Below are 25,271 nucleotides of genomic sequence, written 5' to 3' on the forward strand. Positions count from 1 at the left end.
GTTACGGTTGATCGGCGGGCCGCACCCACCCCCAGCCCCTCCCTTCCAGGGAGGGGAGGAGGAGCGCGCGTTGGGCTGCTCGCTCGGCCCGAAGATGGCCGGGAACGCCACGCTGCTAAGCCTTGACGAGGGCGGCGTTTGACGGCCTTGTCGGTCGCGCGATTCTCGCGCGACCGGGGGGGTTTAGCAGATGACATTCAAGGCTGTGGCCAGCGCGTGCGCGCTCGGCCTGGGACTGGTGCTGGCCACGGCAGCGGATGCGCAGAAGGACAGCGCGCCGCAAAAGCTGTCGCCCGAGGCGATCGCCTTCGAGAAGGGCCTGCACAAGCAAAGCGGCGATGTTGCCATTCCCGCCGCGCATGCCGTGCTGCATCTGGGCGAGCGCTATTATTTCGTGCCCGCCGACGAGGCCAAGACGATCCTGACCAAGGTGTGGGGCAACCCGCCATCCTCGGGCGACGGGGTGCTGGGCATCGTGTTCGAGAAGGGCCGCACGATATACGACAATGTCTGGGGCGCGATCGTCACCTATGAAGACACGGGCTATGTCCCCGACAAGGACGCCAAGACCGAGGATTATGACAAGGTCGTCGAGAGCATTCGCGCGGGCGAGGCCGATGCCAATGTCGAACGCAAGAAAGGCGGCTATCCGACGATTCACCTTGTCGGCTGGGCGCAGCAGCCGTCTTACGATCCGGCGGCGCATTCGCTGATCTGGGCGCGCGACATCAAGTTTTCGGATTCACCGGTCGATGCGCTCAACTACGACGTGCGGCTGCTCGGGCGGAAGGGTGTGCTGAGCCTCAACATGCTGTCCGACATGAAGCATTTGCCCGACGTGCGCGCGGCGGCGACCGATTTCGGCAAGGCGGCGGCGTTTGCGCCTGGGTCGAGCTATGCCGATTACGACAAGTCGGTCGACAAGACCGCCGAATTTGGTCTGGCCGGGCTGGTCGCGGCGGGCGCGGGCGTGGTCGTGGCCAAGAAGCTGGGCCTGCTCGCGATCGTGTTCGGTTTCTGGAAAGTGATCCTGGGCGGGCTTGCGGTCGCGGGCGCGGCGATTTCGCGCTTCTTCGGGAAGATCTTCGGGCGCAAGCGCGATACGCTGGAGGGCGACGAGGGGTCGCTATAGCGGTTCAGCCGGTGCCGACGTCGCCATCGACGGCGGAATCGCTTGGCGCGGCTCCGGTGCCCGTGCGACCGTTTACCGCCTTCGAGGCCGACTTGGCCGGGGCTGGTGCTGCATCGTCCGTCGGATAGGGCAGCACCATCCGTCCGTCGGGCGCGGCGGTGAAGCTGGTCTGGGTCGGGTAGGCAAGCTGGATGCCGGCGTCGTTCAGGCAACGGACGATCGCGAGGCCAACCGCGTGGCGCGCGTCATAGAATTCCTGGAAGGCGGCGGTGGGGGAATCGAACTCGACGTCGAAATCATAGCTTTGCGCGCCGAAGGTGACGAAACCGGCGCGCACGAACTTCATGCCGCCTGCCTCGACCACGTCCTTGATCATCGATGGCAGCGCCTCCATCGTCTCGACCGGGGTCCATTGCACCAGCGAGCGTGAACACCACGCGACGGTATTCCCGCTGGGTGTTGTTGATGATTTCCTTTTCGAGCAATTGCTTGTTGGCGACGATGCGTTCCTCGCCGGTGACGCCGCGAATGCGCGTCGATTTCAGGCCGATCGCCTCCACCGTGCCCGCCGATTTGTCATAGCTGATCGCGTCGCCGCGCCGGAAGGGGCGATCGAGCAGGATGGCGAGCGCCGCGAACAGATCGGCGAAGATGCCCTGCGCCGCCAGGCCAACGGCGATGCCGCCGACGCCAAGGCCCGCGATCAGGCCAGTGACGTTGACGCCGAGATTGTCGAGCACGACGATCGCCGCGATCGCGAATACCGCAAAGCTGACCAGCAAGCGGATAATGTTCATCGCGCTGCCGATGGCTTCACCCGCATAATGGTCGCCACCGGTGCGGTGCTCGATCGTGCCGAGGATGATTTCGCGCGCCCAGATCGCCATCTGGAACACCGCGACGATCACCCACAGGACGTTGATGAGCGAAAGCACCTCGCGCGGCGTCCCCGCGAAAGTGTCGGCGGTGACGATCTTGGCGGCCGCCATCACCATGAAGAAATTGCCGGTCTGCAACGTCGCGCGTGCTGCGACGCCGAACCAGCCGCGCGGGCCGGAATCGCGCATGCAATATTTCCGCGCGAGCCGCCGCACGAAATGCAGCGCCATCACGATCACGCTCGCCACCGCCAGCACGATCAGGATCTGCAGCCAGTGCGTGTGGACCCAGTGATAGAGGATGCCGATGAAGCCGCGGGCTTGATCGTCCAGGTCGCCCACCCGAATGGGCGGCAGGATGGCGGTGGTGTTGTTCGTGGTCATCGGAACCTTCAGGCGGCTTGGGCGGTCGCCGGTTGCGTGGCGCTTTCGAGCAGGCCGATCAAGCCGCGTTCGACGCGCGAGAGATATTGTGTGCGGCGCGGCAGGCGCAGGCCAGCGCGAAACGCCGTCTGCCCGTCCTTGGCGAGCGCAGCAAAGCTGGGTGGACATAGGATTTGCGCGCGATCGCGGGCGTGTTGCCAAGGGTCTCGCTCACCGGCAGCAGCATCGTCTTCAGGCTGATATCGGCGCGCGCCTCGGCCAATGCCTCGAACGCCAGCACGCTCGCCGACCAGGTGCGGAAATGCTTTGCGGTGAAATCCTGCCCCATGGCGGCGCGGATATAGGCGTTGACGTCGGATGAGGTGACGGGATGGGTTTGCCCCGCTTCATCCACCCAGCGGAACAGATGTTGCCCCGGCAAATCCTGGCATTTGCGCACGAAGCGCGTGAGCGAACCGTCGGTGATCGTCAGCACGCGCAATTTGCCCGACTTCGCCTTGAACTGCAGTTTCAGCGCGCGGCCTTTCAGCGCGGCATGGCGTTTGCGCAGCGTGGTCGCGCCGAAGCTCTTATTGGCTTTCACATAGCCTTCATTGCCGATGCGGACCTTGCCGAGATCGAGCAACCGCACCACCGCCGCGACGGCGGTATCCTTGCCGATGCCGCGCTTGGCGAGGTCGGCGGCGACGCGCGCGCGGAGCTTCGGCAGGGCGCGACCGAAGGGGGCGCACAGATTATATTTCGCAGCCTCCTGCGTTTCGCGGAAGGCCGTGTGATAGCGATATTGCTTGCGACCCTTTTCATCCCAGCCGACCGCCTGGATGTGGCCGCCGGGGGGTGGGGCAGAACCAGGCATCGCGATAAGCGGGGGGCAGCCCGATCGCATTCAGCCGGTCGATTTCGGCGCGATCGGTGATGCGTTTTCCGCTCGGGTCGAAATAACCCCAGCCATGGCGCAATTTCTTGCGCGAAATGCCGGGTTCGCTGTCGTCGCAATAGGTGATTTGGCAAAGCGTTTCGGCGGTCATCGCCTATTTCAATGCACGGATCGTCGCATCGTTCCGGAACGGGGAGGTGCGCTCGCGGGTTGAGCGGCGCGAACCCCCGATGCGGAGATTCCCCATGACCGACCTTTCCGATACGCACGTCCTGATTCTGGCGACCGATGGTTTCGAGCAGGACGAATTGTTCAAGCCGCGCCAGGCGCTGCTTGATGCCGGCGTCAAGGTGACGCTCGCTTCGATCAAGACCGATCCGATCCAGGGCATGCAGCATGATGTGAAGGGCGACACGATCGTGCCCGACATGCTGCTGGAGGACGTCGATACCGAGGATTACACCGCGTTGCTGCTGCCCGGCGGCGTCGCCAACCCCGATACGCTGCGGATGAATGATCGTGCGATCGAAATCATCGAGGAATTTGCCGATGACGAGAAACTGATCGCGGCGATCTGCCACGCGCCGTGGCTGCTGATCGAGGCCGATGTCGTGGACGGCGTGCGCATGACGAGCTGGCCGTCGGTACGCACCGATCTCGCCAATGCCGGTGCCGATGTGGTGGATGAGGCGGTGGTCCGCGACGGGCCGTTCATCACCAGCCGCAACCCTGATGACATCCCGGCCTTCAACGCGGCCATTCTTGAAGCGCTTCAGGAAGCGCTGGAAGAGGCCTGAACGCGTGCGCCCCTCCGCTGCCAGCGGGTGGGGAGGCGGTTCATCCAATCTTGTGCGGGGCGCTCCACCAGATGGTGGAGCGCCACCGAACTGCCGAGAACCAGCGTGAGATACAGCGCGATCAGCACCGGCGGGATGGCACGGGCATCTTCGACGAAGGCCAGCTTGAACACCCCGAACAGCAGGAAGTGGCCGAGATAGGTCGCGTAGCTGATCTCCCCCAGAGCGTGCAGCGCCGGGGTTTCGAGCGGGTTGCCGCGCCGGTCGGCGGTCAGCGCCAGCGCGAGCAGGAAAGCGGCGAACGCGCCGGGCACGGTCAGTGTTTCGGGCGCACCCAAAGCCGCCGCAGCGACTCCGGCCACGCCGAGCATCGTCGCCAGCGCGGCGGGCAGGGCGGGGGCGTCGCGCCACCGCAGCCACAGCGCGCAGATCGCAGAGCCGACAGCGAACTCGATCAGGCAGCGGCGCAATCCGAAGGTCCAGATATCGGTGCCGAGCGTCGGCGCGCCCGCCATCGCGCCGTGCAGCAGCATCAGCAGCGCCGCGATCGTGGCGAGCACCGCCCAGCTCGGCACGCGGTGCCAGTCGAGGCTGAATGCCAGCAGCGGAAACAACAGATACGCCGCCCATTCGGTGCTGATCGACCAGCTCGGGTCGTTCCACGCCAGATGATCGGTAAAGCCCCAATTTTTGCAGCAGCAGGATATGCAGCGGCAGATCGGCAAAGGGTTGATGCACGGCATCGTGCTTGCCGAGGGCCAGCAACAGTAGCGCCAGCGCGACTGCGCAGCCGAGCATGAACAGGTGCAGCGGCCAGATCCGCGCGAGCCGTCGCCACAGGAAACCCGGCACCGCGCCGATCCCGCCGCGCCGCAAGCGCTCGCTCCAGCTCAGCCAGATGACGAAGCCCGAGAGCAGGAAGAAGAAATCGACCGCGAGATAGCCCTTGGCGAGCACCGCGACCACGCTGTGCGGCAGCCCCGCCACCGACAGGCGGATGTGATAGAGCACTACCAGCCACGCGGCGATGCCGCGCATGCCGGTCAGCGCGCGCAGTTCATGCCGCGCGGTCATGCCACCACCGCCTCCGGCCGAGGTTTGCGGATCGGCCGCCACGCCGCCGCGCGGCGTTTGCGCGCGAGATAGGTGTCGAGCCCGATCTGCGCGCCGATCAGCATGTAGACGAAGGGCTGGAACGCGATCGCGATGAACGCTGCCCCGAGCAGATAGACGATATGCGCCGATTGCAAGGCGCCAGCGAGCGGGGTGACCCAGGCGTACTCGGCCTGCTTGCGGTAGCGATGCCGCAGCACCTCCATGCGGATGATGCCGGTCAGATTGATCAGCACCCAGATGGCGAGCCCCGGAAAGCCCTGTTCGCCGAGCATTTCGAAATAGGCGCTGTGGAAGGCACGCGCCTGATCGACGGTCAGCTTACGGTCGACGGTGGCGTTGCTGGCGTCGCCTTCGACCTTTTCGGTGTCGTAGCGAATCTTGTTCTGGCGGTACATTTCGAAGCCGCCGCCGAGCGGATGCTCCTTGGCATACTCCCACGTCCAGCCCCACACGGCGAGCCGGGTCGAGGCGGATTCATCGCCCTTATAGGTTTTGATGGTGCTCATGCGGTTGGTGAAGGAGGAGGGCAGGAACGGCACCGCCAGCACGCCCATTGCGCCCAACAACCCGAGATAGAGCAATTTGCGCTTGGCATCGCGCAGCATCAGCAAGGCGACCAGACCGATGCACAAAAGGCCGGTGCGCGTCGAAGTGCCGACCGGGATCAACAGGCACGAAAACACCAGCGCGTAACAAAAGCCCTTCACCTTCCAGTCGGGCGGGAAGATCGTGCCGTGGCGGGTGAACCACAGGATCAGCGGGATGATCGCCACCGCGACGGTCGAGATGGTCGAGCCTTCGTACAGCCCCGAATTGTTGGAGACCATCAGGTTGAGCGTGCCGTAACCACCCCCGCCGCTGGCGATGGTCTTGGCCCCGCCGACGATGATGATCGAGGAGGCCGACGCCACCATCACCAGCAACAGCGCCTCGATCCGCAACTTAGTGCGCAGCGTGAAGGGCAGGAAGGCGGCGAAGGCGAGCGCCTTCCACACCCATCCCCATTTATCGAGCGCCTCGACCGGGAAATCGGCATTGAGCGTGGTGGCATAGCAATAGGCCAGCAGCAGCACGATCAGCACCTGGCGCGGCGCGATGCGCGTTTCGGCTTTGTCATCGGCGAGCATCCAGCCGCCGACCGACAACACCACCGCGATCAACGAGATCGGCACCGCGTTGAGCAGATAATAGGTCAGCCGCTGCGGGCTGACGATGTCGATATAGACATAGGCCAGCACGAAAATGAACGGACGGCGAAAGCCTGCCGCGAAGAACGCGCCGAGAAAGGCGACGAAGAACAGGTCACGCACGCGGGCGACCCTTCCTGGGCGGCGGCGCGTCTTCGCGGTCGAGATCGGGGCGGCGCAGCAATCGCCACACCGCCAGCGCGATCAAGCCGTGGCTGATCGCGAGCGCGAGATTGTCGATCATGAGGCGGCCTGACTTTCCACGGGAGCGGTGTAGGGCGTGCGGGTTGAGGCTCCGTTAAGCAGTGCCACGCTATGGACCGCGCATGCGCATCCTCCACATCCTGGACCACGGCCTGCCGTTGCAAAGCGGCTACACCTTTCGCACGCGGGCGATCCTGAAGAGCCAGATGCGGCACGGCTGGCACGTGGCCGCCGTCACCGGCCCACGCAACGGCGCGCGCGACGCGGCGGCGGAAACCGTCGATGGCATCGATTTTTTCCGCACCCCGCCCGTTCCCGAGACGATCAGCCCATTTGGCGAGATGCGCGAAATCCGCGCCTTTGCCCGCCGCATCGATGAGGTGGTCGCGGAATTTAAACCCGACATCCTCCACGCGCATTCGCCGGTGCTGGATGCGGTCGCCGCGCTGCGGGTGGCACGCACGCGCAATCTGCCTCTCGTGTATGAGATTCGCGCTTTTTGGGAGGATGCTGCGGTTGGCAATGGCACCGGGCGCGAAGGATCGCTGCGCTACCGCGCGACGCGTGCGCTCGAAACCTGGGCGGTGCGGCGCGCCGACGCGGTCGCGGTGATTTGCGAGGGGCTGCGCGGCGATCTGGTCGCGCGCGGCATCGATCCGGCCAAGCTGCTGGTGTCGCCCAATGGCGTCGACATGGCGGTGTTCGGTGATCCGTTGGCCTATGATTCGGCGTTGGCCGAGTCGCTCGGGTTGCGCGATGCCGAAGTGATCGGCTTCATCGGCAGCTTCTATGATTATGAGGGCCTTGATGATCTGATCGCGGCGATGCCGACGCTGGTTGCGGCGCGGCCCAAGGCGCATCTGGTGCTCGTCGGCGGCGGCCCGATGGAGGACGCCTTGCGCGCGCAGGCGGCAACCTCGCCGGCGGCAGCGCAGATCCATTTCATCGGGCGGGTGCCGCATACCGAGGTCGATCGCTATTACAGTCTGATCGACGTGCTGGCCTATCCGCGCAAACGGATGCGGCTGACCGATCTGGTCACGCCGCTCAAACCGCTGGAGGCGATGGCGCAGCGTCGGTTGGTCGCCGCGTCGGACGTTGGCGGGCACCGTGAGCTGATTCGCCACAACGATACCGGCACGCTGTTCCCGCCCGACGACCCGGTGGCGATGGCGAACGCACTGGCGGCGCTGCTCGCGGATCGCGACGGTTGGGAAGGGCGGCGCGCGCGCGGCCGCGCCTTTGTCGAGGCGGAGCGCAACTGGGCCGTTAATGTTGCGCGTTATGGCCCTGTTTACCAGAAACTTACCGGTGCGGTGGCATCGTCTGCGTCATGGCCGTGTTCTCCCGTTCCCAACCTCTGATTCTCCCCGTCGCGCAGCGGTGGCTGGTGTTATCGGGGTGATGACCGCCGCGATGTTCGCGCTGGTGCCGACCGATCTGCTCGAATCGATGGTCGTGGATAGCGGGATCGCCTCGGTCCTGTCCGCAGCCGAGCCGCCGCTTGGGCTTACCGCGCGGTTGGTGTTGGTGCTGCTGTGCGGCGGCGGCATCGGCCTGATAGCATGGTTCGCCCTGTTCCTCGTTTTCGGCGCGCGCACTATGGTGATCCAGCGCTCGCGCGGGGACCGGAGCAGCGCGCCGGTGTTGCGCCGCGCCGATGCCCACCCAGATGCGCCGGCCCGCCGCCCGCTGTTCGCCAATACCGATCTCGGCACGCCGTTTCTCGATGTGCGCGCGCCCGCCGTCCCTATCACGGCACCGGCGGCGGTGGAGCCTCCGGTCGAACGACCATTGCCGGTTGATCTCGAAGAACCACTGGCCGCTTATGGTCGGGTCGCGGTGCCTGAAACCCCGCTTAGCGGGTCCTCGACCCCGACGCGGGAGGAGTCGGTTACCATCCTTCCCGCCGAACGCCTGCAGACCTTCGATCCCGGCGAGCGCTTCGAAACCTTTCCGCTGACGCCGATGGTGCGATCGACCCCGCAGCCCGTGGTGGAAACGCCGGTGCCGCCGGTCGCGCCCGCACGGGCCGATCCATCCGATACGATTCACGCCTTGCTCGACCGGCTGGAGCGGGTGGTGGGACAACGCCCGCCCGTCGCTGCGCCGCCGCCGCAGGAGACGTTGGAGGACACGTTGGCCGTGCTGCGCCGGATGGCGACGGGCGCGCGCTGAGCGGTTATCCCCGGCTTTAATCGCGCCTGCCCCTTGAGTGGCGGCGGCTGGGGTGGGACAAGGGGGCATGGCCACCGCATTCGTATCCCCGACCGAACCCGAAACCGTAACCCTGCCGCAAAATGTCGAGGCCGAAGCCGCGATGCTCGGCGCGATGATGATCGACAACCGCCTGGCGGACGATCTGATCGACCGGCTCCAGCCCGAGCATTTCTTCGAGCCGCTGCATGGCCGCATCTTTTCCGCGATTCGCACGCTGCGCGGCAATGACATGCTGGCGAGCCCGGTCACGCTGCGCCCGATGTTCGAACAGGATGTCGGGATGCGTGAGCTGGGCGGCCCGGCCTATCTCGCGCAATTGACCGGGTCGGGTGCCGGACTGCTCGGCGCGCGCGAATTCGCCAAGCAGATCTACGATCTGGCGATGCTGCGCACGCTGGTGACGGTCGGGCGTAGCCTCGTCGAACGGGCGATGGACACGTCGGAAGAGGTCAACCCGCGCGCGCAGATCGAGGCGGCCGAGGAAGAACTGTACAAGGTCGCAGCCGATGGCGGCAGCGACAATCAGATCAAGACCTTCGTCCAGGCCTCCACCATCACGATCAAGATGGCCGAAGTCGCGCTCAATTCGGGCGGGCATATTTCGGGCATCACCACCGGGCTTGAGAGCCTCAACGCCAAGATCGGTGGTATGCACCGCTCCGACTTGATGATCCTCGCCGGGCGTCCGGGCATGGGCAAGACCTCGCTGGCCACCAACATCGCCTATAACGCCGCACAGCGCTGGATGCGCGACATGGCCGACGGGATCGACCCCGAACGCTCGCTGGGGGCCAAGGTCGCCTTTTTCAGCTTGGAAATGTCCGCTGATCAGCTTGCCGGGCGTATTCTGGCGGAGCAATCGGGCATCAATTCCGAAGTGCTGCGCTCGGGCAAGATCAAGCGCGAGGAATTTCACAAGCTTGCGGCGGCGGCGGCAAGCCTGGAAACGCTGCCCTTGTTCATTGACGACAGCGCCGGGCTTTCGATCGGCGCGCTGCACACCCGCGCGCGGCGCTTGCAGCGCAAGCTCAACAACCAGCTTGGCTTTATCGTGGTCGATTACTTGCAGCTGCTCTCGGGCACCGCCAAGAGTTCGGGCGACGGGCGCGTGCAGGAGATTTCCGAAATCAGCCGTGGCCTGAAGAACATTGCCAAGGATTTGAACGTGCCGGTGATGGCGCTGTCACAGCTCAGCCGCGCGGTCGAGCAGCGCGAGGACAAGCGCCCGATGCTGTCGGATCTGCGCGAATCGGGCTCGATCGAGCAGGACGCCGACATGGTGATGTTCGTGTTCCGCGAGGATTATTATCTCAACATGACCCAGCCCGAAATTCCGACGGCTGGCAGCCCGGCCGACGTGCAGGACAAGCACGCCAAATGGTCGGAGCATCTGTCGCGCGTCGATGGGCTTGCCGAGCTGATCGTCGCCAAGCAGCGCCACGGCTCGACCGGCAAGGTGACGCTGCGATTCGAGCCCAACATCACCAAATTCTCCGATTATGGCGGCTACGCCCCGGATTATTGAACGGACCGCGAGGTCGATTTCCGATATAGTATCGACTTCCCCGGCGAAGGCAGGGGCCCAGTTGCCGGCGTTGCGGTGGCGGGCGCTGTGCGCGTTACATCCACCATCACGACTGGGCCCCGGCCTTCGCCGGGTGGCGTGATTGATCCAAGTCTGCAGCCCGACCGCAGCACGCTACGTGCGATCAGGCCGCCATCCTAAAATCCGCAGCGGTCCCAGCCTCCAGCGCCAATTCCAGCGTTGCGCATGGTGCTTCGGCTCCGCGTGCGACGCTGTGAAGCAGCTTCTCGCCGGTCCGGCGGAAACCCAGCTTGGCAAGCACGTTGCCCGATGCGGGATTGTCGAGGAAGTGGCTCGCGCGCAGACGCTTGAGCCCCATTGCATAGCGCGCAATGCCGAGCATCGCGTGACCAGCCTCGGTCGCATAGCCGCGACCGCGTGCGTTTGGGGTCAACCAATAGCCAATCTCATGGTCGCCGTCGCGGAAGATTACCGAGATTCCGCCGACCAGTTCGGGATAGGCACCGTCGTGGGCAAGGATAACGCAGTTTACCTCATCCGCGTCGGGCTGGCGCGAAAGCCATGCTTCGGCATCGGCCTGCGTATAGGGCCAAGGCAGCCGCGAGAGCATGCAGGCGACATCGTAATGCGCGATCGCCTGCGTGAGCGCGGGGGCGTCTTCCGGCCAGCCGGGCCGTAGCGTCAGTCTCGGAGTCCGAGCGAACATTTTGTACTCTCCTCGTCGCCGTCGCTTGCCCGTCTCTCGTGACGATCAAGCGACAATGGGTGGGGAGGGAGCATGAAAAAAGGGAGACCGGGGCGACCCGTCTCCCTTTTTCGGTAGTCTGAACTACCCGGATCGCCCTGGTGGGCAACCCGGATGGTCACCCGATGTTATTCAGCCGCAAGCGCCAGCATTTCTACCGAGCAGAATTGGCGACCGAGCTTGCCTTTATGGAAGGTCACGCGACCTTCGGTGAGTGCGAACAGGGTGTGATCCTTGCCGATGCCGACATTGGTGCCCGGGTAAAACTTGGTGCCGCGCTGACGCACGAGAATGTTGCCCGGAATGACGGCTTCGCCACCGAACTTCTTCACGCCAAGCAGCGACGACCGGCCGAATCACGACCGTTGCGCGAGGAACCGCCTGCTTTCTTATGTGCCATCTCGAATTACTCCTTACGCCTGAGCGGCCGGTGCGGCGGATTCGCCACCGATCGCGGTGATGCGCAGAATCGTGTGCTGCTGACGATGGCCGTTCTTGCGGCGATAGTTGTGGCGACGACGCTTCTTGAAGACGATGACCTTGTCGGCCTTCGCCTGCGCGATGATCTCTGCCGAGACCGTGAGGCCTTCGACCGACTTCAGCTCCGAGCCTTCGCCCGCCAGCAGGATATCGCCGAGCGTAATCGACGCCCCGGCCTCGCCCTCGAGCTTCTCGACGACGATCTTGTCTCCGGCGGCAACACGATACTGTTTGCCGCCCGTGCGCACGATTGCGAACATGGGCCTCATCACTTTCAAAAATACCTGTGCCCCACGCACGGCGAGCCGAGCGCGGGAAAGAAGCGCCGACTATGCGACGGAGCGCGCGCTGTCAACCGTCCAGGTGCGCCGTGCAGGCGGGAAATGCCCTGCAAAAATGTTGCTCAAACGCAATAGTCGGGCCGAAACCGACCTAATTCGTTCGGCGCTACCCGCGTTGCATGAACTTTATGTTGCATTGCGAAAAAGACTATGGCGTCATCCGATTCGGAACAGACGAGGCGAGCTCGATTCCGGCAATAAAATGTCGCGAATAAGTGCTTAGCAGCGCGGTGTTTCCAGGAATGTAGATGTCGGGCGTAAGTGTGCGCGCTCGGCCAAGAAGGTCGTGTCAAAATATCTGCAGGGTTATTTCAATGCCGTGCTGTGCGGCAGGAGGAGCTGTGTCCGTTATTATCCGACGGCGCAAAAGAGGTGTGTATTCGAGATAAAACAACAAGATGGGGGCGGATGGACTGAAGGTCACCTGTTTTTTGGGGGATCTCACAGCCATGAACACACATTCGATTTCGCTCTTCGCGCTGGCCGTCGCCAGCGTGGCCGGGCCGCCTGCCTTTGCAGACACCGCGCCCGATGCCAGCGTCACGGCGGTCGCCGCGCTGGGGGCCCCGGCACCCGCCGACCCGGCACCGGAGGCCGTTGCGCCCGAACAAACCGATATCATCGTGACGGGTACGCGGCGTATCGGCACCACCGCAGCCGAGAGTGCGACGCCGATCAAGGTTTTGGGCTCGGACGAATTGTCGCGAGTCGGGCAACCGAACCTCAATCAGGTGCTGACGCAATTGGTGCCGTCCTTTACGGCGCAGGCGTTTGGCGGCGACACCGCCAATTTGACACTGTCGGCGCGGTTGCGCGGGCTCAGCCCCAACCACACGCTGGTGCTGATCAACGGCAAACGCCGCCATGGCACCGCCAACCTTGCGGTGCTTGGTGGCCCTTACCAAGGCGCAGCTACGGCCGATCTCGATCTGATTTCACCAAGCGCGATCGCGCGGATCGAAGTGCTTGAAGACGGTGCCGCTGCGCAATACGGATCGGACGCGATTGCGGGCGTCATCAACATTATCCTCAAAGACGATGCCGAGGGCGGATCGGGCTACGCCACGGCGGGCAAGAATTACGATGTCGGCGGCACAACCTATGCGGGCACCGCCCATCTGGCGACCAGGATCGGCGAGGACGGCTTCATCAACGTCACGCTGTTCCACCGCTTCCACGATTTTACGCAAGTCGGTGGCCTGGATCGTCGTGTCACCGATGCGAACGGGGCGTTGCTGACCACGACCACCAGCCTGCGCTCTCGGCCGCACAGCAAGCCCTTTATAAAAACATTCCGGGCTTCCCGTACGTCAATCGGATCAACGGCGATGCCAAGTCGTGGCTGACCAATGTCCAATATAACGCGGCCTACGATTTCGGCGACGTTACCGCCTACAGCTTCGGCACCTTCAGCAAGCGGATCGCCAGCGCGTATGAGAATTTGCGCGTGCCCGATCGCGTCATCGCCTCGCCCGTGCTTGGCGTGGCGGGCAGCCTGACCACGGCGGGCGAACTGATCCCGTTCCCGCTCGGTTTCAACCCGCGTGAAGGCATACGCGAGGACGATTACGCCTTTACCGGCGGCGTGAAGGGTGCGGTCGGCGCGGTGAAGTTCGACCTCAGCACGACGTACGGCAAGGACAAGAACCTCATCTACACGCTCGACTCGGCGAACCGCTCGCTGTTCATCGACACCCATTTCACGCCGCGCGATTTCTATGACGGATCGTTCACGTCGTCCGAATTCACCGCCAATGCCGATTTCTCGACCGAATTCGATCTGGGCATGGCGGTGCCGCTGAACGTCGCGTTCGGCGGCGAGTACCGCAAGAACCAATATTCGATCGGTTCGGGCGATCCGGGCTCGATCTACAAGGAGGGCGGGCAGTCCTATCCGGGCTTCCGTCCGTCCGACGCGGGCACGCATAGCCGCGAGAACGAATCGCTGTATCTGGATGTCGCCGCATCCCCGGTCGCGGCGCTGAAGCTCGATGGCGCGGTGCGCTATGAGCATTATTCGGATTTCGGCAGCCAGGTGATCTTCAAGGGAACGGGGCGGTACGATTTCTCGCACGCCTTTGCCCTGCGCGGCACCGTTTCGACCGGCTTCCGCGCGCGACCCTGGCCGAATCCTATTATTCGGCCACCAACGTCTCGCCGACCTCTGCGTTCGTGCAGCTGCCGGCCAATTCGGCAGCGGCCAAGCTGATCGGCTTCCAGAATCTGAAGCCCGAGAAATCGACCAACTTCAGCGCGGGCGGCGTATTTCGTGCGGGCAAGCTGACGGTCACGCTCGATGCCTATCAAGTGAAGATTCGCGACCGTATTCTTGGCACCGGATCGATCTTCGGCAGCGGCGGGGCGACCAACTTTGCGATCGTGACGCAAGCGATCGTCGCCAATGGCAACGTGCTCGATCCGACGGTGACGCAGACCGGCATCAACATCTTCACCAACGGGGCGAGCACGCGCACCCGCGGGATCGAACTGACGGCAAACGTGCCCTCGGACTTCGGAAGCTGGGGCACGGTCAGCTGGAGCCTGTCGGGCAATTATAACGAGACCAAGATCACCAAGCTCGGTGTGGCTCCGGCGTCGCTTGGCGGTATCCCGCTGTTCGATGCCAGCGCGCGCGCCAACCTCGAAACGGCCTCGCCCAAGTTCAAGGCGATCGCCTCGGCGTTCTGGTCGCTTGGTGCGGTCTCGGCAACGGCGCGTGGTACGCTGTATGGCGAGACATCGACCTATGCCAGCCCCGATGGCGGCACCTATTATCTGCAGAAGGTGCCGACCGCGTTCATCGCCGATCTGGAGGCGACCTATAAGCTGCCGGGGGGCATCGACCTGACCGCGGGGGCGAACAACCTGTTCAACAAGCGTCCGCCGACGGTGGCGCTGGTGCCGGGCACGACCAATACGACCCTGGTCACGGGCGGTAACGTCATCGATGCACCGCTCAGCGCCCCCTACGGCATCAACGGCGGTTATTATTACGCGAAGGTCTCGTTCAAGTTCTGAGCGAACATTCCATTCGAACAAACGGAAAGGGGGCCTGTGCGGCCCCCTTTCTATGTCATCACGCGGTGGCCGCGATCAGTGGCGATGTTCGCGCCGCAGCGGGTATTTGCCGTCCTCATAATCGCCGAACAGCCCCGAAATGGCCGGGTGGTCGACCGGCTCGTCGCTGTCATCGGGCACCAGATTCTGCTGGCTGACATAAGCGACGTAGCTCGACTCCATGTTCTCGGCGAGCAGATGATAGAAAGGCTGGTCCTTGCGCGGGCGCAGCTTCTCCGGGATCGCGTCATACCATTCGTCGCTATTGGCGAAGATCGGATCGATATCGAACACCACGCCACGAAAATCGAACATGCGGTGGCGCACAACGTCGCCGATGGCGAAGCGGGCGTGCGCAATGGGAGGGAGAGTGATCGCGCTGTCGAACGGCAGGGCCGAGATGGTGGTACGGGGCATGACTGTAATTTAGGCGCTCTTGCGCAAGGCACAAGCGATTGCTGTGCTTTTGCTGGTGCGCAAACGCTTGCCTCCGCCCGATCACTGCGTTAGAGGCCCCCGCTCACCGACCGGTGCCGCTTTTTGGATTTCCCATCAGACGGCATCTTATGACCTCGCGGAGAGGTGGCAGAGTGGTCGAATGTACCGCACTCGAAATGCGGCGTGGGTGCAAGCTCACCGTGGGTTCGAATCCCACCCTCTCCGCCATTTCCTTCCTGACTGACTCCCGCTAAAGGGCCCGCATGGCATCGTATAAGGAACCCTCGTTCAAGGATCGCGCAGCGCTCTCGGCTGACGCGAAACAGCGCGCGCTTGAGAAGCTGAAGGCCAAGCCGCCCGTCGATCCGGCTGTCGTCGCCGCGCGCGCCGCCGCGCGCGAAGCGAAGGAAGCCGCCGAGGCGAAGAAGCGCGAAGAGAAGAAGGCTGCGATCGAACAGGCGCGGCTCGAAAAGATCGCCAAGGCCGAAGCTGCCGAACGCGCGATCGAAGAGGCCAAACAGGCCGCAATCCAGGCCGAAATCGACAAGAAAGCGGCGCGAGACGCCCGCTACGCGGCCCGCAAGAGCCGCAAGTAAGGCGCTTTCGGCGCGTTTTCTTTGGGGGGCGGCGCAACGGACCGATCCGCCCAATTACGGGCCGACCTACCCCCAGCCCCTCCCTTGCAGGGAGGGGAGGAACCGCGACGCCTTCCGCCTCCCCTCCCTGGAAGGGGCTGGGGGTGGGTTGCTCTACAATGGGCAACCGCGTGTCTCGCGGACTCCCCCCTCACTCCCGGTCTACCAATGGCGCTATTGCGGCAGCCCGCGCGCCAGTTCCTCCAGCCACACCCGCGCCGTGCCGTCCGAGGGCGCACGCCAGTCGCCGCGGGGGCTCAGCGCGCCGCCGCTCGAAACCTTCGGCCCATTGGGGATCGCCGAGCGCTTGAACTGGCTCGTCGCGAAGAAGCGCACCAGAAACTTCTCCAGCCAGAGCGCAATCGTCGGCAAATCATAAGCGACTCGCGCCGATAGCGGCACGTCGCGCGGCCAGCGGCCCGCGCTTGCATCGCGCCACGCATGCAGCGCGAGGAAGGCGATCTTGGACGGCGCCATGCCGTGACGCACGACATAATGCAGGAAGAAATCGTTCAGCGCGTACGGGCCGATTCGCGCCTCGGTGCTCTGGATCGCGCCATCGGCACCCGCCGGCACCAGTTCGGGCGAGATTTCGGTCGCGAGAATTGCCTCGAGGATCTTGTCGGTCTCTGGATCATATTGGCGGTCGCGGATGCACCAGCGAATCAGGAACTGGATCAGCGTCTTGGGCACACCGGCATTGACCGCATAATGGCTCATCTGGTCGCCGACACCATACGTGCACCAGCCGAGCGCCAGCTCTGACAGGTCGCCGGTGCCGACCACCAGCCCGCCGCGCTGATTGGCGAGGCGGAACAGATAATCGGTGCGCAGCCCCGCCTGCACATTCTCGAACGTCACGTCATAAATGGGCTGCCCGTCGGCAAAGGGGTGCCCCATATCGGCGAGCATCTGGCGCGCAGCGGGACGGATGTCGATCTCGTCGCCATCGACGCCAAGTGCGCGCATCAGCGCCCAGGCGTTGCCCTTGGTATGCTCGCTGGTGGCAAAGCCCGGCATGGTGAAGGCGAGGATGCGGTCGCGCGGCAGGCCCAGCCGGTCCATCGCCTTGGCCGCGACGATCAGCGCATGCGTCGAATCTAGCCCGCCCGACACGCCGATGACGAGGCGTTCGGCATGCGCCGCCTGAAAGCGCTTGAGCAGCCCCTCGACCTGGATGTTGAACGCCTCATAGCAATCGGCGTCGAGCTTTTCCGGCGTGTTGGGCACGAACGGAAAGCGGCGTGTGTCGCGCAGCAGGCCGATGTCGCCAAAATCGGGCTTGTGCTCGAAACTGACCCGGCGGAAGCGCTTTTCGGGGTCGTCGGCCAGCCGCGCGGCATCGTTGAAGGTGCCGACGCGCATCCGCTCCTGCTCGATTCGCTCGGCATCGACATCGGCAAGCAACAGGCCCGGCGCGCGGCCGAAGCGGCTCGATTCGGCGAGCGCTTCGCCCAGTTCATGCACCATCGCCTGGCCGTCCCACGCGAGATCGGTGGTGCTTTCCCCCGGCCCGGCGGCGGAAAAGACATAAGCGCACACCGCGCGCGCCGATTGCGCGGCGCACAGCAATGCGCGCTCACGCGCCTTGCCGACGACGATGTTGGAGGCGGACAGGTTGCAGCAGATCAACGCGCCAGCCAGCGCGCCCATCGTCGAAGGCGGGGTGGGGGCCCAAAAATCCTCGCAAATCTCGGCATGGAAGACGAAATGCTCGAGGTCGCTCGCCGCGAACAGCAGATCGGTGCCGAACGGCGCGGTCTGCCCTGCGACGGTGATGTGGCACGGCGCGGTGATCCCGGCACCCGAGGCAAACCAGCGCTTTTCATAATATTCGCGGTAATTGGGCAGGAACACCTTGGGCACCACGCCCAGAATGCGCCCGCGTGCGATCACCACCGCGCAATTGTACAGCCGCCCGTTGCGCGGCAGCGCTGCGCCGACCACCAGCACCGGGCGCAGCTTGGCGGTCGCCGCCACCACCGCCGCCAGCGCCGCCTCGGTCGCGTGATGCTGCGCGGTCTGCAAATGCAGATCGTCGATTGCGTAGGAAGTGAGGCTGAGCTCTGGGAAGACCAGCAAGTCCGCGCCTGTTTGTGGCCGTCCTTGGCCAGTGCGATCGTCGCCTCGGCATTGGCGATCGTGTCGCCAACGCTCGCGGTCGGAGTACACGCCCCGACGCGGATCAGCCCGTGGGTGTGGATCGAGTGGAACGGGTGCACCTTCGCCATCCTGCGACGTAGCGACGTTTGCGCGGCATTGCCACCATGCTAGGGCATGGCCCTGCAACGGAGGCGGGGATGCGGATCGGCCAGCTCAAAATCAAGGCGCAGATCTATTGCGGCGATGAGTTGGCGATGGGGCCGGGCAAGGCCGACCTTCTCGAAGCGATCGACCGTGAGGGATCGATCTCGGGGGGTGGCCGCGCGATGGGGATGAGCTATCGCCGTTCCTGGCTGCTGGTCGACAGCATGAATCGCTGCTGGACCGAGAAATTGGTCGAGACGGTGGCGGGCGGTGGACAGTCGCGCGGGGCCACCCTCACCAAAATGGGCCGCGCGGTGTTAACCGCCTATCGCACGCTCGAGGCGAATCTCGCAGCCAGCGCCGATACTGCGCCGATGGCCGACCTCGACGCGATGCTGCGCGCCGAGCCGCTGCCGCCGGTCAGGGAAGCGCCGTAACCAGCACCGGCGTCGCGGCTTCCTTGCTGCCCGAGATTTGCAGCACGTAGCGACCCGGACGAAGCTTGAAGTCGACGATCTTGCGGATGCCGCTGCACGCCGGCCCATGCTCGTGCGCGACCGAGGTGAGCGAGGTCCGCGCCCGCACCAAGTCGATCCACGCGCCCGTGCCGAGCGCGACGCGGTAGGTTCCTGCGCGCCGCACCGTAACACCGAGCAACCCGCCCATGCTGCCGGGTGCGGGTGGCTTGCCCGGCGCGAGCCGGTAACGAACGGTGTCGGTCGGGGCGAGCATCACCTCCACGCGCTTGCCGATCGTTACTTTGGTATGCGCCAGCGTGGGCGCGTCGGTGGCGGCGGCGAGGCTGAGGCCGGTCTGCCACGCGACGAGGCTGGCGGGCAGCGGCGCGGCCGGGGGTCGGGCAGGGAACCGGCGCATCGGGCGCTGCGGCGATCAACAGGGGGAGGGCCAGCAGCAGGGTCATCGGTTGCATGATCGGATCACCTTCACTGGACTATATCCTACGCTATACGGCGGCGCACTGGCTTGGGCAATTGACGCCGCGCAAAGATCAACTGACGACGCGGCGATATTCTCCGATTTGCCAGACCAGCAAGGCGGGCACGGCAATGACGACGTCGCGCGCGCGCTTGAGCAGCGACAGCGCCAGCGCGGTCGCGGGTGGCAGGCCGACCAGCGGGCCGATCAGCACATAGGCCGCCTCCTGCACCCCGATGGCGCCGGGAATGGCGAAGGCGACGCTGCGCAGCGTGAAGATCAGCGCCTCGATCATCAGCACTGCCCATAACGGCACGTGGCTGCCCATGAACCACAAGGCGATCCAGGCACCGGCGGCACTCGCCAGCCAGGCGGCGAGGTTGAACAGGAACGCCGCGATGACGCGGCGCGGCTCGCGGTAAATCGCGTCGAGCTGCTCGCGCACCGCCGCCATCGCCGCGACCGAGCCCGGCAGCAAACGCGCGCCGAGCGTCCCGGCGAGCTTCAGCATCGGTCGCTGTGCGAACACGAAGAGCAGCATCAGCGTGACCATCGCGCCGACACCCCCCAGCGCCAGCGGAACGAGGCCCTGCTGGACGGCAGCATGCGTCAGCACCAGCAGCAACACCCCCACCCCGAACAGCGTGAAGATCAGTTGCGCGGCCATCTCGGTCGTCAAATCGGCGATCATCGAGGCGTAGATCACCGGCTGCGGCACGCCGAATGCGGCCAGCGTTCGTGCGCCCACGACCAGGCCACCGAGTTGCGAAAAGGGCAGAATATCGGTCGCGGCTTCGCGGGTGGTGCGTGCCCACACGAACAGCCACAAGCGGTCAGCGGATTCACTTGGCGCGACGGCGACCCATGCCATGCCGAGCAAGGCGAGCACGCCGCCCGACCATAGCACGAAGCTTGCCATGCCGATCCAGCCGATCGACGCCATCGCCTCGGCGACTTGCACAAGCCCGACCGTGCCGACTGCGCCTGCAGCGACGATAAGCCCGACGACGGTTGCAACGAGCAGCCCGATCCGGGCGGAGCGGTTCATGATTTCGCCACTGCGATCGGCGTTCGGCTAAGGAACCGCAGCGGATTTGGGCATGCGATGGCGCGAAGGCGCAAAGAGCGCGCGCTCATCGCAAGGCGATCGCCTTCGCTCACGTTGGATCTGGGGCGCTGCGCGCTTGCGGGTCCGACCATCTTCGCGCCTTCGCGCCTTCGCGTGAATCGATCAAGCCCCGATCCATCGCGAAGGCGCACGATCAGCGCGCGGCCAGCGCCTTCTTGCCCATCAGGCGCAATACCAGACGGATCGCGCCCGGAACGAATTTCGGACGGATTAGCCGCTGGTCATAGACGGACAGCCGCCGGTCGTTTTCGGACAGGCAAATCGCGGCGAGTTCGGGAAATTCGATTTCCACGCCCAGTTCCTTGGAGCCGTTGAGCGTAAAGTTGTTTTCCTGCGCCTTGGTGTTGTTCTCGCCCATGCCCTTGGCCATGTCGATCCGTTCCCAGATGAGGAACAGCCACACCGTCCACACCTTCAGCTCGAAATAGGGGCGTCGCCACCACGGCATATTGCGCCGCCACCACGCCACCCAATTGACGAAGAACAGGATGTGCCGTCCTTCCTCGCGCATCACGGGTTCGAACGTGTCGACCAGTTCGGGCGGGAAGAAACCCGAATCCTTGGCGATCTTGAACAGGCCAAAGCCGAAGAAACTGTCGATGCACTCGGAAAAACCGGTGCGCATGAACGCGAATTCTGGGTCGCGCGGGCGTTTATACTCTTCCTCGGGCTGGAGCTCGATGCCGTAAAAGGTGACCATGTCGGCCAGCACGATCTTGTGGCGGCTTTCCTCGAAAGCGTTCATGTCGATCGCGTCGCGCAGCAGCGGATCGCTGATCTGCTCGCCATAGGTTTTGACGTTCATGCCCGCGCGGCCTTCGGTCGCGACGGCGATGTCCCAGATCGGCAGCGACACGATCCGGTTGCGGGTCTCGTCGTCCAGCACCGGCCAGTCGATCAACGCAGGGCGATAGGGATCGTGCGTGTCGAGCATCGTGCGGCAGAACAGGATTTTGTGGGCGGTGCTGCCAAGCGGGACGGGCGTACCGGGCGCGGGGGATGCGGGGGCAAGCGATTTGGAGATGAAATTCATGGGGCCTTTCTCCCGCTAGAGATCGGCGAAGCGCGCCAATCTGATATCGTTACGCGTAACGATCGAACGGGCTTGCGGATCCAGCAACGCGGCCAATTCCGCTTCATATTGATAGCTTGGCGCGGCCAAGGGGTAGTTCCGGTGGCCGGATGCAGATAGATCTCGTTCACGCCCTCTGGCAGGTTCTCCAATATGCCGCGCAACCGCGCCGCGTGCATCGCGCCCGACCAGGCGAGGCCAAAGGTGCGGTCGGGCACCTTCATCCCGGCAGCACGGCCCGAGCGCTGGATATGGCGCGCGAATGGCTTGGCGATGTCGAGCCCAGTCACTGGCTCGAAGGCTGCCAGCGATGCGCGCTCCTCGATCGGCGCGCGCAGCGCCTTCATCCCGTGGCGCAGCCCGACCTTCAGCAGCGTCGCCCCGATCACCGGGTGCAGATGCATGTGCTTGTGCGAATTGACATGGTCGAGCGGCAGTCCGGTGTCCTCGAACAGCGCGAACTGCGCCTCGATCTCGGCCTCCAACTGGCGGCGCACCGATGCCCTGGCCAGCAGCGCCAACGCGACCGGGAGCGATTCGATGCGGAACTGCCCGCGCTCGTCGACCAGATCCGGGATTTGCGACGGTGGAAGCGCGGGCGGGGTTTCGGCCAGCGCGACGTGCAGCCCGACGCCAAGCGTCGGCGTCGCGTGCGCGCGCTCCACCGCATCGGCGGCGGCATCGCCGGTCACCATCAGGCTGGTGACGGTCAGCACGCCCTCGCGGTGCGCTTGTTCGACCGCGCGATTGACCTCGACCGACACGCCGAAATCATCGGCGGTGATGATCGCGGTCTTCACCGCCGGGGAAACCCGTAAAATTCGGGGTCGGCCAACACCGCGTCCGCAACATTGCCGGGGCTGGCGACGGCGACTCGGCGCAGCAGCGCGATCATCGCGTCGCGGTCGCCGGCCCGCACGGCCGCATCCCAGGCTTCTTCGCGACCGGTCGCGGCGATCCGCTCATTCACGGTCATTCCGGCAAGCGTGGTCATGGCCGTGCCTTATGCAGCTTCCTTGCGGCGACGCAGGAAGTCGAAGAACTCGACGCCTTCGCGCAGGCGGCGCTTCATCATGTCCCAGTCGGTCAGCATCTCGCGGACGATTTCCCAGATCTTCGACGGGCGGAAATAGAAGCGCTTGTAGAACTCCTCCACCTTCTCGAAAATCACCGCCGAGGAGAGATGTGGATAGCTGAGTTGCGCGATCTGGTTGCCGCCATCGGTCAGCAGATCGTGCGAGCTGTCGAACCAGCCATTTTCGGTCGCCTGCTTGTACAGGAAGGTGCCCGGATACGGTGCCGCCAACGACACCTGGATCGTGTGCGGGTTGATTTCCTTGGCGTAGTTGATCGTCTCCTCGATCGTCTCCAGCGTCTCGCCGGGCAGGCCGAGGATGAAGGTGCCGTGGATGGTCAGGCCGAGCGCGTGCGCATCCTTGGTGAACTGCCGCGCGACATCGGTGCGCAGCCCCTTCTTGATGTTGTGCAAAATCTGCTGATTGCCACTTTCATAGCCGACGAGCAGCACGCGACAGCCGCCTTCCTTCATCGCCTTTAGCACCGGCTGCGGCACGTTCGCCTTGGCGTTGCAGCCCCAGGTGACGCGGAAACCCGGCGTGCCGAAGCCGAGCTTGCGCAGCTCACCCGACAGCTCGACGACGAAATCGTGCGCATCGGCGAGCGTATCGTCGTCGAAGAAGATCTCGTTCACCTCGGGCATTTCCGCGAGGATATATTTCACTTCCTCGATCACTTTGGGAACGCTGCGGTGGCGATAGCGGTGCCCGCTGATCGTTTGCGGCCAAAGGCAGAAGGTGCAGCGGCTCTTGCAGCCGCGCCCGGTGTAGAAGCTGACGTACGGGTGGCGCTGATAGCCGCCATAATATTTCGACGTGTCGAGATCGCGCTTGTAGATGGGCGAGACCATGGGGAGAACGTCCATGTCCTCGATCTGCGCGCGGTCCTTGTTGCGCACGATCGTGCCGTCGGCGCGCGCCACGTGATGCCGTCGATTTCGGCAAAGGGGCGGCCCTCGGCCAGTTCGACGCAAGTGAAATCATATTCCTCGCGGCAGACGAGGTCGATCGCCTCGCACGCCTCCAGGCTGGCCTTGTCCTCGATCATCACCTTGGCACCGACAAAGGCGACGATGATCTTCGGGTTGCGCTCCTTGATCAGCCGCGCGGTGCGGATGTCCTGGTTGAAGCTCGGCGTCGAGGTGTGGAGAATGACCAGATCGCGGTCGTCGAACTCGTGCGCGATATCGTCCCACGACTGATCATGCGCGGGCGCGTCGATCAGCTTCGATCCCTCGATCATCGCCGCCGGCTGGGCGATCCACGTCGGATACCAGAAGGATTTGACCTCGCGCTTCATCTGGTAGCGCGCCCCGGCACCGCCGTCATACCCATCGAAAGAGGGTGCCTGGAGGAAAAGGGTCCGCATCATGCTCGTTGCTCCGTGGAGGCCGAAACAATGCGGCCGTCCGTCTTCATTTTAAGTGTTGCACCGCGCCAATCAACCGACCGCACGAAGAAGCTCGCGATATACACCGCAAAGGCAAGGACATCGTGCAGCAGCGCCATCCACAGCGGTGCGATCTGCCCCCCTACTGCCGCATCGACGTTGCGCACAACCACCAACCGCGCAATTACTGCTGCAAGTGCGAGCGAAAGCCCGAACTGTGGCGCATAAAGCGCAGCCAGCAAGGCAGTGGGGAAGGGCAAGCCGATCACGATGCCGACATAGGGACCGAAAGCGACGTCGCGCACCGTTGCTCCCCAGCGCAGTTCATGTCGCCACAGTTGCGTCAGGCTGGTTTCGTCGCAGGCGTGCGTGACCAGAATCGGCGGCACCGCCACACGCAGGCCCAGCGCCCGCACGCCCTCGCCGATGGCATAATCGTCGGCCAGCACGTCGGCGAAGCGTTCGAAGCCGCCGATCCGGTCGAGCGTCTCGCGCGTGAGCGCGATGGTCGATCCCATGCACGGCGCGGCCAGACGATTCGACACCCCGAAGGCGACCCCCAGCATGAATTGATACGTCACGCCGGCGGCGACCATGCGCGACCAGAAACCGGCATCGCCGCGCCCCGAATAAATGCAGGTCACCGCGCCCACCGCAGGATCGTCGAGCGTGGCGAGCAGTTGCGCGATATAGTCGGGCGCGACCGCGATGTCGCTGTCGCTCAGAATCACGATGGGATGGCGCGCGGCGCGGTCCATGTTGATGAGGTTGGACAGCTTGCCGCTGGCACCGTGCATCGTCGCGTCAATGACCAGATCGATATCGGCGTGCGGATAGGCGGCTTTCAGCGCCTCGACCACAGCGATCGCCGGATCGTCTGCGCGCTGCACACCGCACACCAATTGCAGCGGTCCGGCATGGTCCTGGGTCAGGAAGGTGGCGAGATTGTCCAGCAGGCGGGGTTCGGCCCCGTAGAGCGGCTTGAGCAGGGTGACGGCTTCGGTGCGGGCAGGGGCCGATCTGGCGGCGGCGAAAAAGCGCCGGAATACGAACGCTGCGGCCAGCGAATAGACGATGCCGAACATCGCCAGCACGATCGCCAGCCAGCCTAGCGCCGTACCGATATTCTGCAGAATGTGGGTCACGATGCCTCCCTCGTAACGCCGCGCGGGTGACCGGTATAGGCACACCGATATGAAAAAGCTGTCATGTTTGCGCCGGATCGGCCCTTTCTGCGTGTGCGGTGGCCCGTGGTATTTGCTCTTGCGCGCCTTCGCACTAAAGCCACCGCCACTGGAGGCTGCTTGACCGATCGACCCATCATACTTGTTACCGGCGTCTCCGGATTTGTCGGCTCGGCCGTCGCGCGGCGGCTGGCGGCGGA

At 64.5% G+C, this 25,271-nt stretch carries 24 protein-coding genes, 1 tRNA gene and 5 pseudogenes; 11 read left to right on the forward strand and 19 right to left on the reverse strand.

Going from position 1 to position 25,271, the window contains the following annotated elements; all coding sequences use genetic code 11:
• The first annotated feature begins 190 nt into the window (after window positions 1-190).
• Window positions 191-1,132, forward strand: a complete 942-nt coding sequence (locus NW75_RS15005) for a DUF2167 domain-containing protein (protein ID WP_033965995.1) — start codon at window positions 191-193, stop codon at window positions 1,130-1,132.
• Window positions 1,133-1,136: 4 nt separating this feature from the next.
• On the opposite strand, the gene NW75_RS26675 is transcribed toward NW75_RS15005, so the two are convergent.
• From NW75_RS26675 to NW75_RS15015, 3 genes and pseudogenes are all read right to left on the reverse strand, one after another.
• Window positions 1,137-1,478 (reverse strand): mechanosensitive ion channel family protein, encoded by a 342-nt coding sequence (locus NW75_RS26675; protein WP_231565229.1) that lies wholly within the window; start codon window positions 1,476-1,478, stop codon window positions 1,137-1,139.
• The gene (locus tag NW75_RS15010) at window positions 1,429-2,394 is read right to left on the reverse strand and encodes a mechanosensitive ion channel family protein (RefSeq protein ID WP_231565230.1); all 966 of its coding nucleotides are present in this window, start codon (window positions 2,392-2,394) and stop codon (window positions 1,429-1,431) included. The genes NW75_RS26675 and NW75_RS15010 overlap by 50 nt, the downstream gene beginning before the upstream one ends.
• Before the next feature lie 8 nt (window positions 2,395-2,402).
• Window positions 2,403-3,422: pseudogene (locus NW75_RS15015) on the reverse strand (DNA topoisomerase IB).
• A gap of 94 nt (window positions 3,423-3,516) precedes the next feature.
• Here NW75_RS15015 and NW75_RS15020 point away from each other — a divergent pair.
• Window positions 3,517-4,068, forward strand: coding sequence for a type 1 glutamine amidotransferase domain-containing protein (locus NW75_RS15020; protein WP_033965996.1), 552 nt, complete (start codon window positions 3,517-3,519; stop codon window positions 4,066-4,068).
• Here the strand turns inward: NW75_RS15020 and NW75_RS15025 are convergent.
• The 4 genes and pseudogenes from NW75_RS15025 to NW75_RS27440 form a co-directional block, all read right to left on the reverse strand.
• Window positions 4,044-4,811 (reverse strand): acyltransferase family protein, encoded by a 768-nt coding sequence (locus NW75_RS15025; protein ID WP_331386156.1) that lies wholly within the window; start codon window positions 4,809-4,811, stop codon window positions 4,044-4,046. The two genes, NW75_RS15020 and NW75_RS15025, sit on opposite strands and share 25 nt — an antisense overlap.
• Window positions 4,812-4,869: 58 nt before the next feature.
• Window positions 4,870-5,142, reverse strand: a pseudogene (locus tag NW75_RS27830) (acyltransferase family protein); the annotation flags it as partial.
• Entirely contained in the window at window positions 5,139-6,494 is a 1,356-nt protein-coding gene (locus NW75_RS15030) for a putative O-glycosylation ligase, exosortase A system-associated (RefSeq protein ID WP_033965997.1), read from the reverse strand. The gene NW75_RS15030 and the pseudogene NW75_RS27830, both read right to left, overlap by 4 nt.
• Window positions 6,487-6,615, reverse strand: a complete 129-nt coding sequence (locus NW75_RS27440) for a hypothetical protein (protein ID WP_260591602.1) — start codon at window positions 6,613-6,615, stop codon at window positions 6,487-6,489. The genes NW75_RS15030 and NW75_RS27440 overlap by 8 nt, the downstream gene beginning before the upstream one ends.
• An 82-nt stretch (window positions 6,616-6,697) precedes the next feature.
• Between NW75_RS27440 and NW75_RS15035 the strand changes: the two genes are divergently transcribed.
• From NW75_RS15035 to NW75_RS15045, 3 genes are all read left to right on the forward strand, one after another.
• Window positions 6,698-7,939: a TIGR04063 family PEP-CTERM/XrtA system glycosyltransferase gene (locus NW75_RS15035; protein ID WP_033965999.1), complete on the forward strand. Its 1,242-nt coding sequence runs from the start codon at window positions 6,698-6,700 to the stop codon at window positions 7,937-7,939.
• 19 nt (window positions 7,940-7,958) lie between these two features.
• Window positions 7,959-8,753 (forward strand): hypothetical protein, encoded by a 795-nt coding sequence (locus NW75_RS15040; RefSeq protein WP_231565231.1) that lies wholly within the window; start codon window positions 7,959-7,961, stop codon window positions 8,751-8,753.
• 67 nt (window positions 8,754-8,820) lie between these two features.
• The gene (locus NW75_RS15045) at window positions 8,821-10,320 is read left to right on the forward strand and encodes a replicative DNA helicase (protein WP_033966000.1); all 1,500 of its coding nucleotides are present in this window, start codon (window positions 8,821-8,823) and stop codon (window positions 10,318-10,320) included.
• Window positions 10,321-10,504: 184 nt separating this feature from the next.
• Here NW75_RS15045 and NW75_RS15050 read toward each other — a convergent pair whose 3' ends face one another.
• The 3 genes and pseudogenes from NW75_RS15050 to rplU all read right to left on the reverse strand — a co-directional run bounded on the left by NW75_RS15050 (window position 10,505) and on the right by rplU (window position 11,826).
• The gene (locus NW75_RS15050; RefSeq protein ID WP_137902659.1) at window positions 10,505-11,047 is read right to left on the reverse strand and encodes a GNAT family N-acetyltransferase; all 543 of its coding nucleotides are present in this window, start codon (window positions 11,045-11,047) and stop codon (window positions 10,505-10,507) included.
• 167 nt (window positions 11,048-11,214) lie between these two features.
• Window positions 11,215-11,486: pseudogene (gene rpmA, locus NW75_RS15055) on the reverse strand (50S ribosomal protein L27).
• Between the two features lie 13 nt (window positions 11,487-11,499).
• Complete coding sequence (rplU, locus tag NW75_RS15060) at window positions 11,500-11,826, reverse strand: 50S ribosomal protein L21 (protein WP_033966002.1); 327 nt, start codon at window positions 11,824-11,826, stop codon at window positions 11,500-11,502.
• A gap of 530 nt (window positions 11,827-12,356) precedes the next feature.
• Between rplU and NW75_RS25270 the strand changes: the two genes are divergently transcribed.
• The 3 genes from NW75_RS25270 to NW75_RS27450 all read left to right on the forward strand — a co-directional run bounded on the left by NW75_RS25270 (window position 12,357) and on the right by NW75_RS27450 (window position 14,925).
• A complete protein-coding gene (locus NW75_RS25270; RefSeq protein ID WP_052192436.1) occupies window positions 12,357-13,253 on the forward strand; it encodes a TonB-dependent receptor plug domain-containing protein in 897 nt (298 codons plus the stop codon).
• A gap of 101 nt (window positions 13,254-13,354) precedes the next feature.
• Entirely contained in the window at window positions 13,355-14,116 is a 762-nt protein-coding gene (locus NW75_RS27445) for a TonB-dependent receptor domain-containing protein (RefSeq protein ID WP_052192437.1), read from the forward strand.
• The gene (locus NW75_RS27450; RefSeq protein WP_052192438.1) at window positions 14,080-14,925 is read left to right on the forward strand and encodes a TonB-dependent receptor domain-containing protein; all 846 of its coding nucleotides are present in this window, start codon (window positions 14,080-14,082) and stop codon (window positions 14,923-14,925) included. The genes NW75_RS27445 and NW75_RS27450 overlap by 37 nt, the downstream gene beginning before the upstream one ends.
• 75 nt (window positions 14,926-15,000) lie before the next feature.
• Here NW75_RS27450 and hspQ read toward each other — a convergent pair whose 3' ends face one another.
• Window positions 15,001-15,381 (reverse strand): heat shock protein HspQ, encoded by a 381-nt coding sequence (hspQ, locus tag NW75_RS15070; RefSeq protein ID WP_033966003.1) that lies wholly within the window; start codon window positions 15,379-15,381, stop codon window positions 15,001-15,003.
• A 159-nt stretch (window positions 15,382-15,540) separates the two neighbouring features.
• Here hspQ and NW75_RS15075 point away from each other — a divergent pair.
• Window positions 15,541-15,630, forward strand: a tRNA-Ser gene (locus tag NW75_RS15075).
• A gap of 35 nt (window positions 15,631-15,665) precedes the next feature.
• Window positions 15,666-15,998 (forward strand): DUF6481 family protein, encoded by a 333-nt coding sequence (locus NW75_RS15080; protein WP_010407771.1) that lies wholly within the window; start codon window positions 15,666-15,668, stop codon window positions 15,996-15,998.
• Between the two features lie 213 nt (window positions 15,999-16,211).
• Here the strand turns inward: NW75_RS15080 and NW75_RS15085 are convergent.
• Window positions 16,212-18,268, reverse strand: a pseudogene (locus NW75_RS15085) (NAD(+) synthase).
• 69 nt (window positions 18,269-18,337) lie between these two features.
• On the opposite strand from NW75_RS15085, the gene NW75_RS15090 reads away from it, so the two are divergent.
• A complete protein-coding gene (locus NW75_RS15090) occupies window positions 18,338-18,721 on the forward strand; it encodes a winged helix-turn-helix domain-containing protein (RefSeq protein ID WP_033966004.1) in 384 nt (127 codons plus the stop codon).
• On the opposite strand, the gene NW75_RS15095 is transcribed toward NW75_RS15090, so the two are convergent.
• The 7 genes and pseudogenes from NW75_RS15095 to hpnI all read right to left on the reverse strand — a co-directional run bounded on the left by NW75_RS15095 (window position 18,705) and on the right by hpnI (window position 25,032).
• Entirely contained in the window at window positions 18,705-19,160 is a 456-nt protein-coding gene (locus NW75_RS15095; protein WP_231565232.1) for a hypothetical protein, read from the reverse strand. The genes NW75_RS15090 and NW75_RS15095 overlap by 17 nt on opposite strands.
• A 133-nt stretch (window positions 19,161-19,293) precedes the next feature.
• Window positions 19,294-20,268 (reverse strand): lysylphosphatidylglycerol synthase domain-containing protein, encoded by a 975-nt coding sequence (locus tag NW75_RS15100; RefSeq protein WP_033966005.1) that lies wholly within the window; start codon window positions 20,266-20,268, stop codon window positions 19,294-19,296.
• 214 nt (window positions 20,269-20,482) lie between these two features.
• On the reverse strand, window positions 20,483-21,382 hold the full coding sequence (locus NW75_RS15110; RefSeq protein ID WP_033966009.1) for a ferritin-like domain-containing protein: 900 nt from the start codon (window positions 21,380-21,382) through the stop codon (window positions 20,483-20,485).
• On the reverse strand, window positions 21,379-22,221 hold the full coding sequence (gene hpnK, locus NW75_RS15115) for a hopanoid biosynthesis-associated protein HpnK (protein ID WP_231565233.1): 843 nt from the start codon (window positions 22,219-22,221) through the stop codon (window positions 21,379-21,381). The genes NW75_RS15110 and hpnK overlap by 4 nt, the downstream gene beginning before the upstream one ends.
• Window positions 22,218-22,415, reverse strand: coding sequence for a hypothetical protein (locus NW75_RS15120; protein ID WP_033966010.1), 198 nt, complete (start codon window positions 22,413-22,415; stop codon window positions 22,218-22,220). Before NW75_RS15120 ends, hpnK begins: the two co-directional genes overlap by 4 nt.
• A gap of 9 nt (window positions 22,416-22,424) precedes the next feature.
• Window positions 22,425-23,869: pseudogene (hpnJ, locus tag NW75_RS15125) on the reverse strand (hopanoid biosynthesis associated radical SAM protein HpnJ).
• Window positions 23,866-25,032, reverse strand: a complete 1,167-nt coding sequence (gene hpnI / locus NW75_RS15130) for a bacteriohopanetetrol glucosamine biosynthesis glycosyltransferase HpnI (RefSeq protein WP_033966014.1) — start codon at window positions 25,030-25,032, stop codon at window positions 23,866-23,868. Before hpnI ends, hpnJ begins: the two are co-directional and overlap by 4 nt.
• Window positions 25,033-25,271: the final 239 nt, after the last annotated feature.

This window comes from Sphingomonas sp. Ant H11 (genome assembly GCF_000797515.1).
In the GTDB taxonomy this organism is placed as follows: domain Bacteria; phylum Pseudomonadota; class Alphaproteobacteria; order Sphingomonadales; family Sphingomonadaceae; genus Sphingomonas.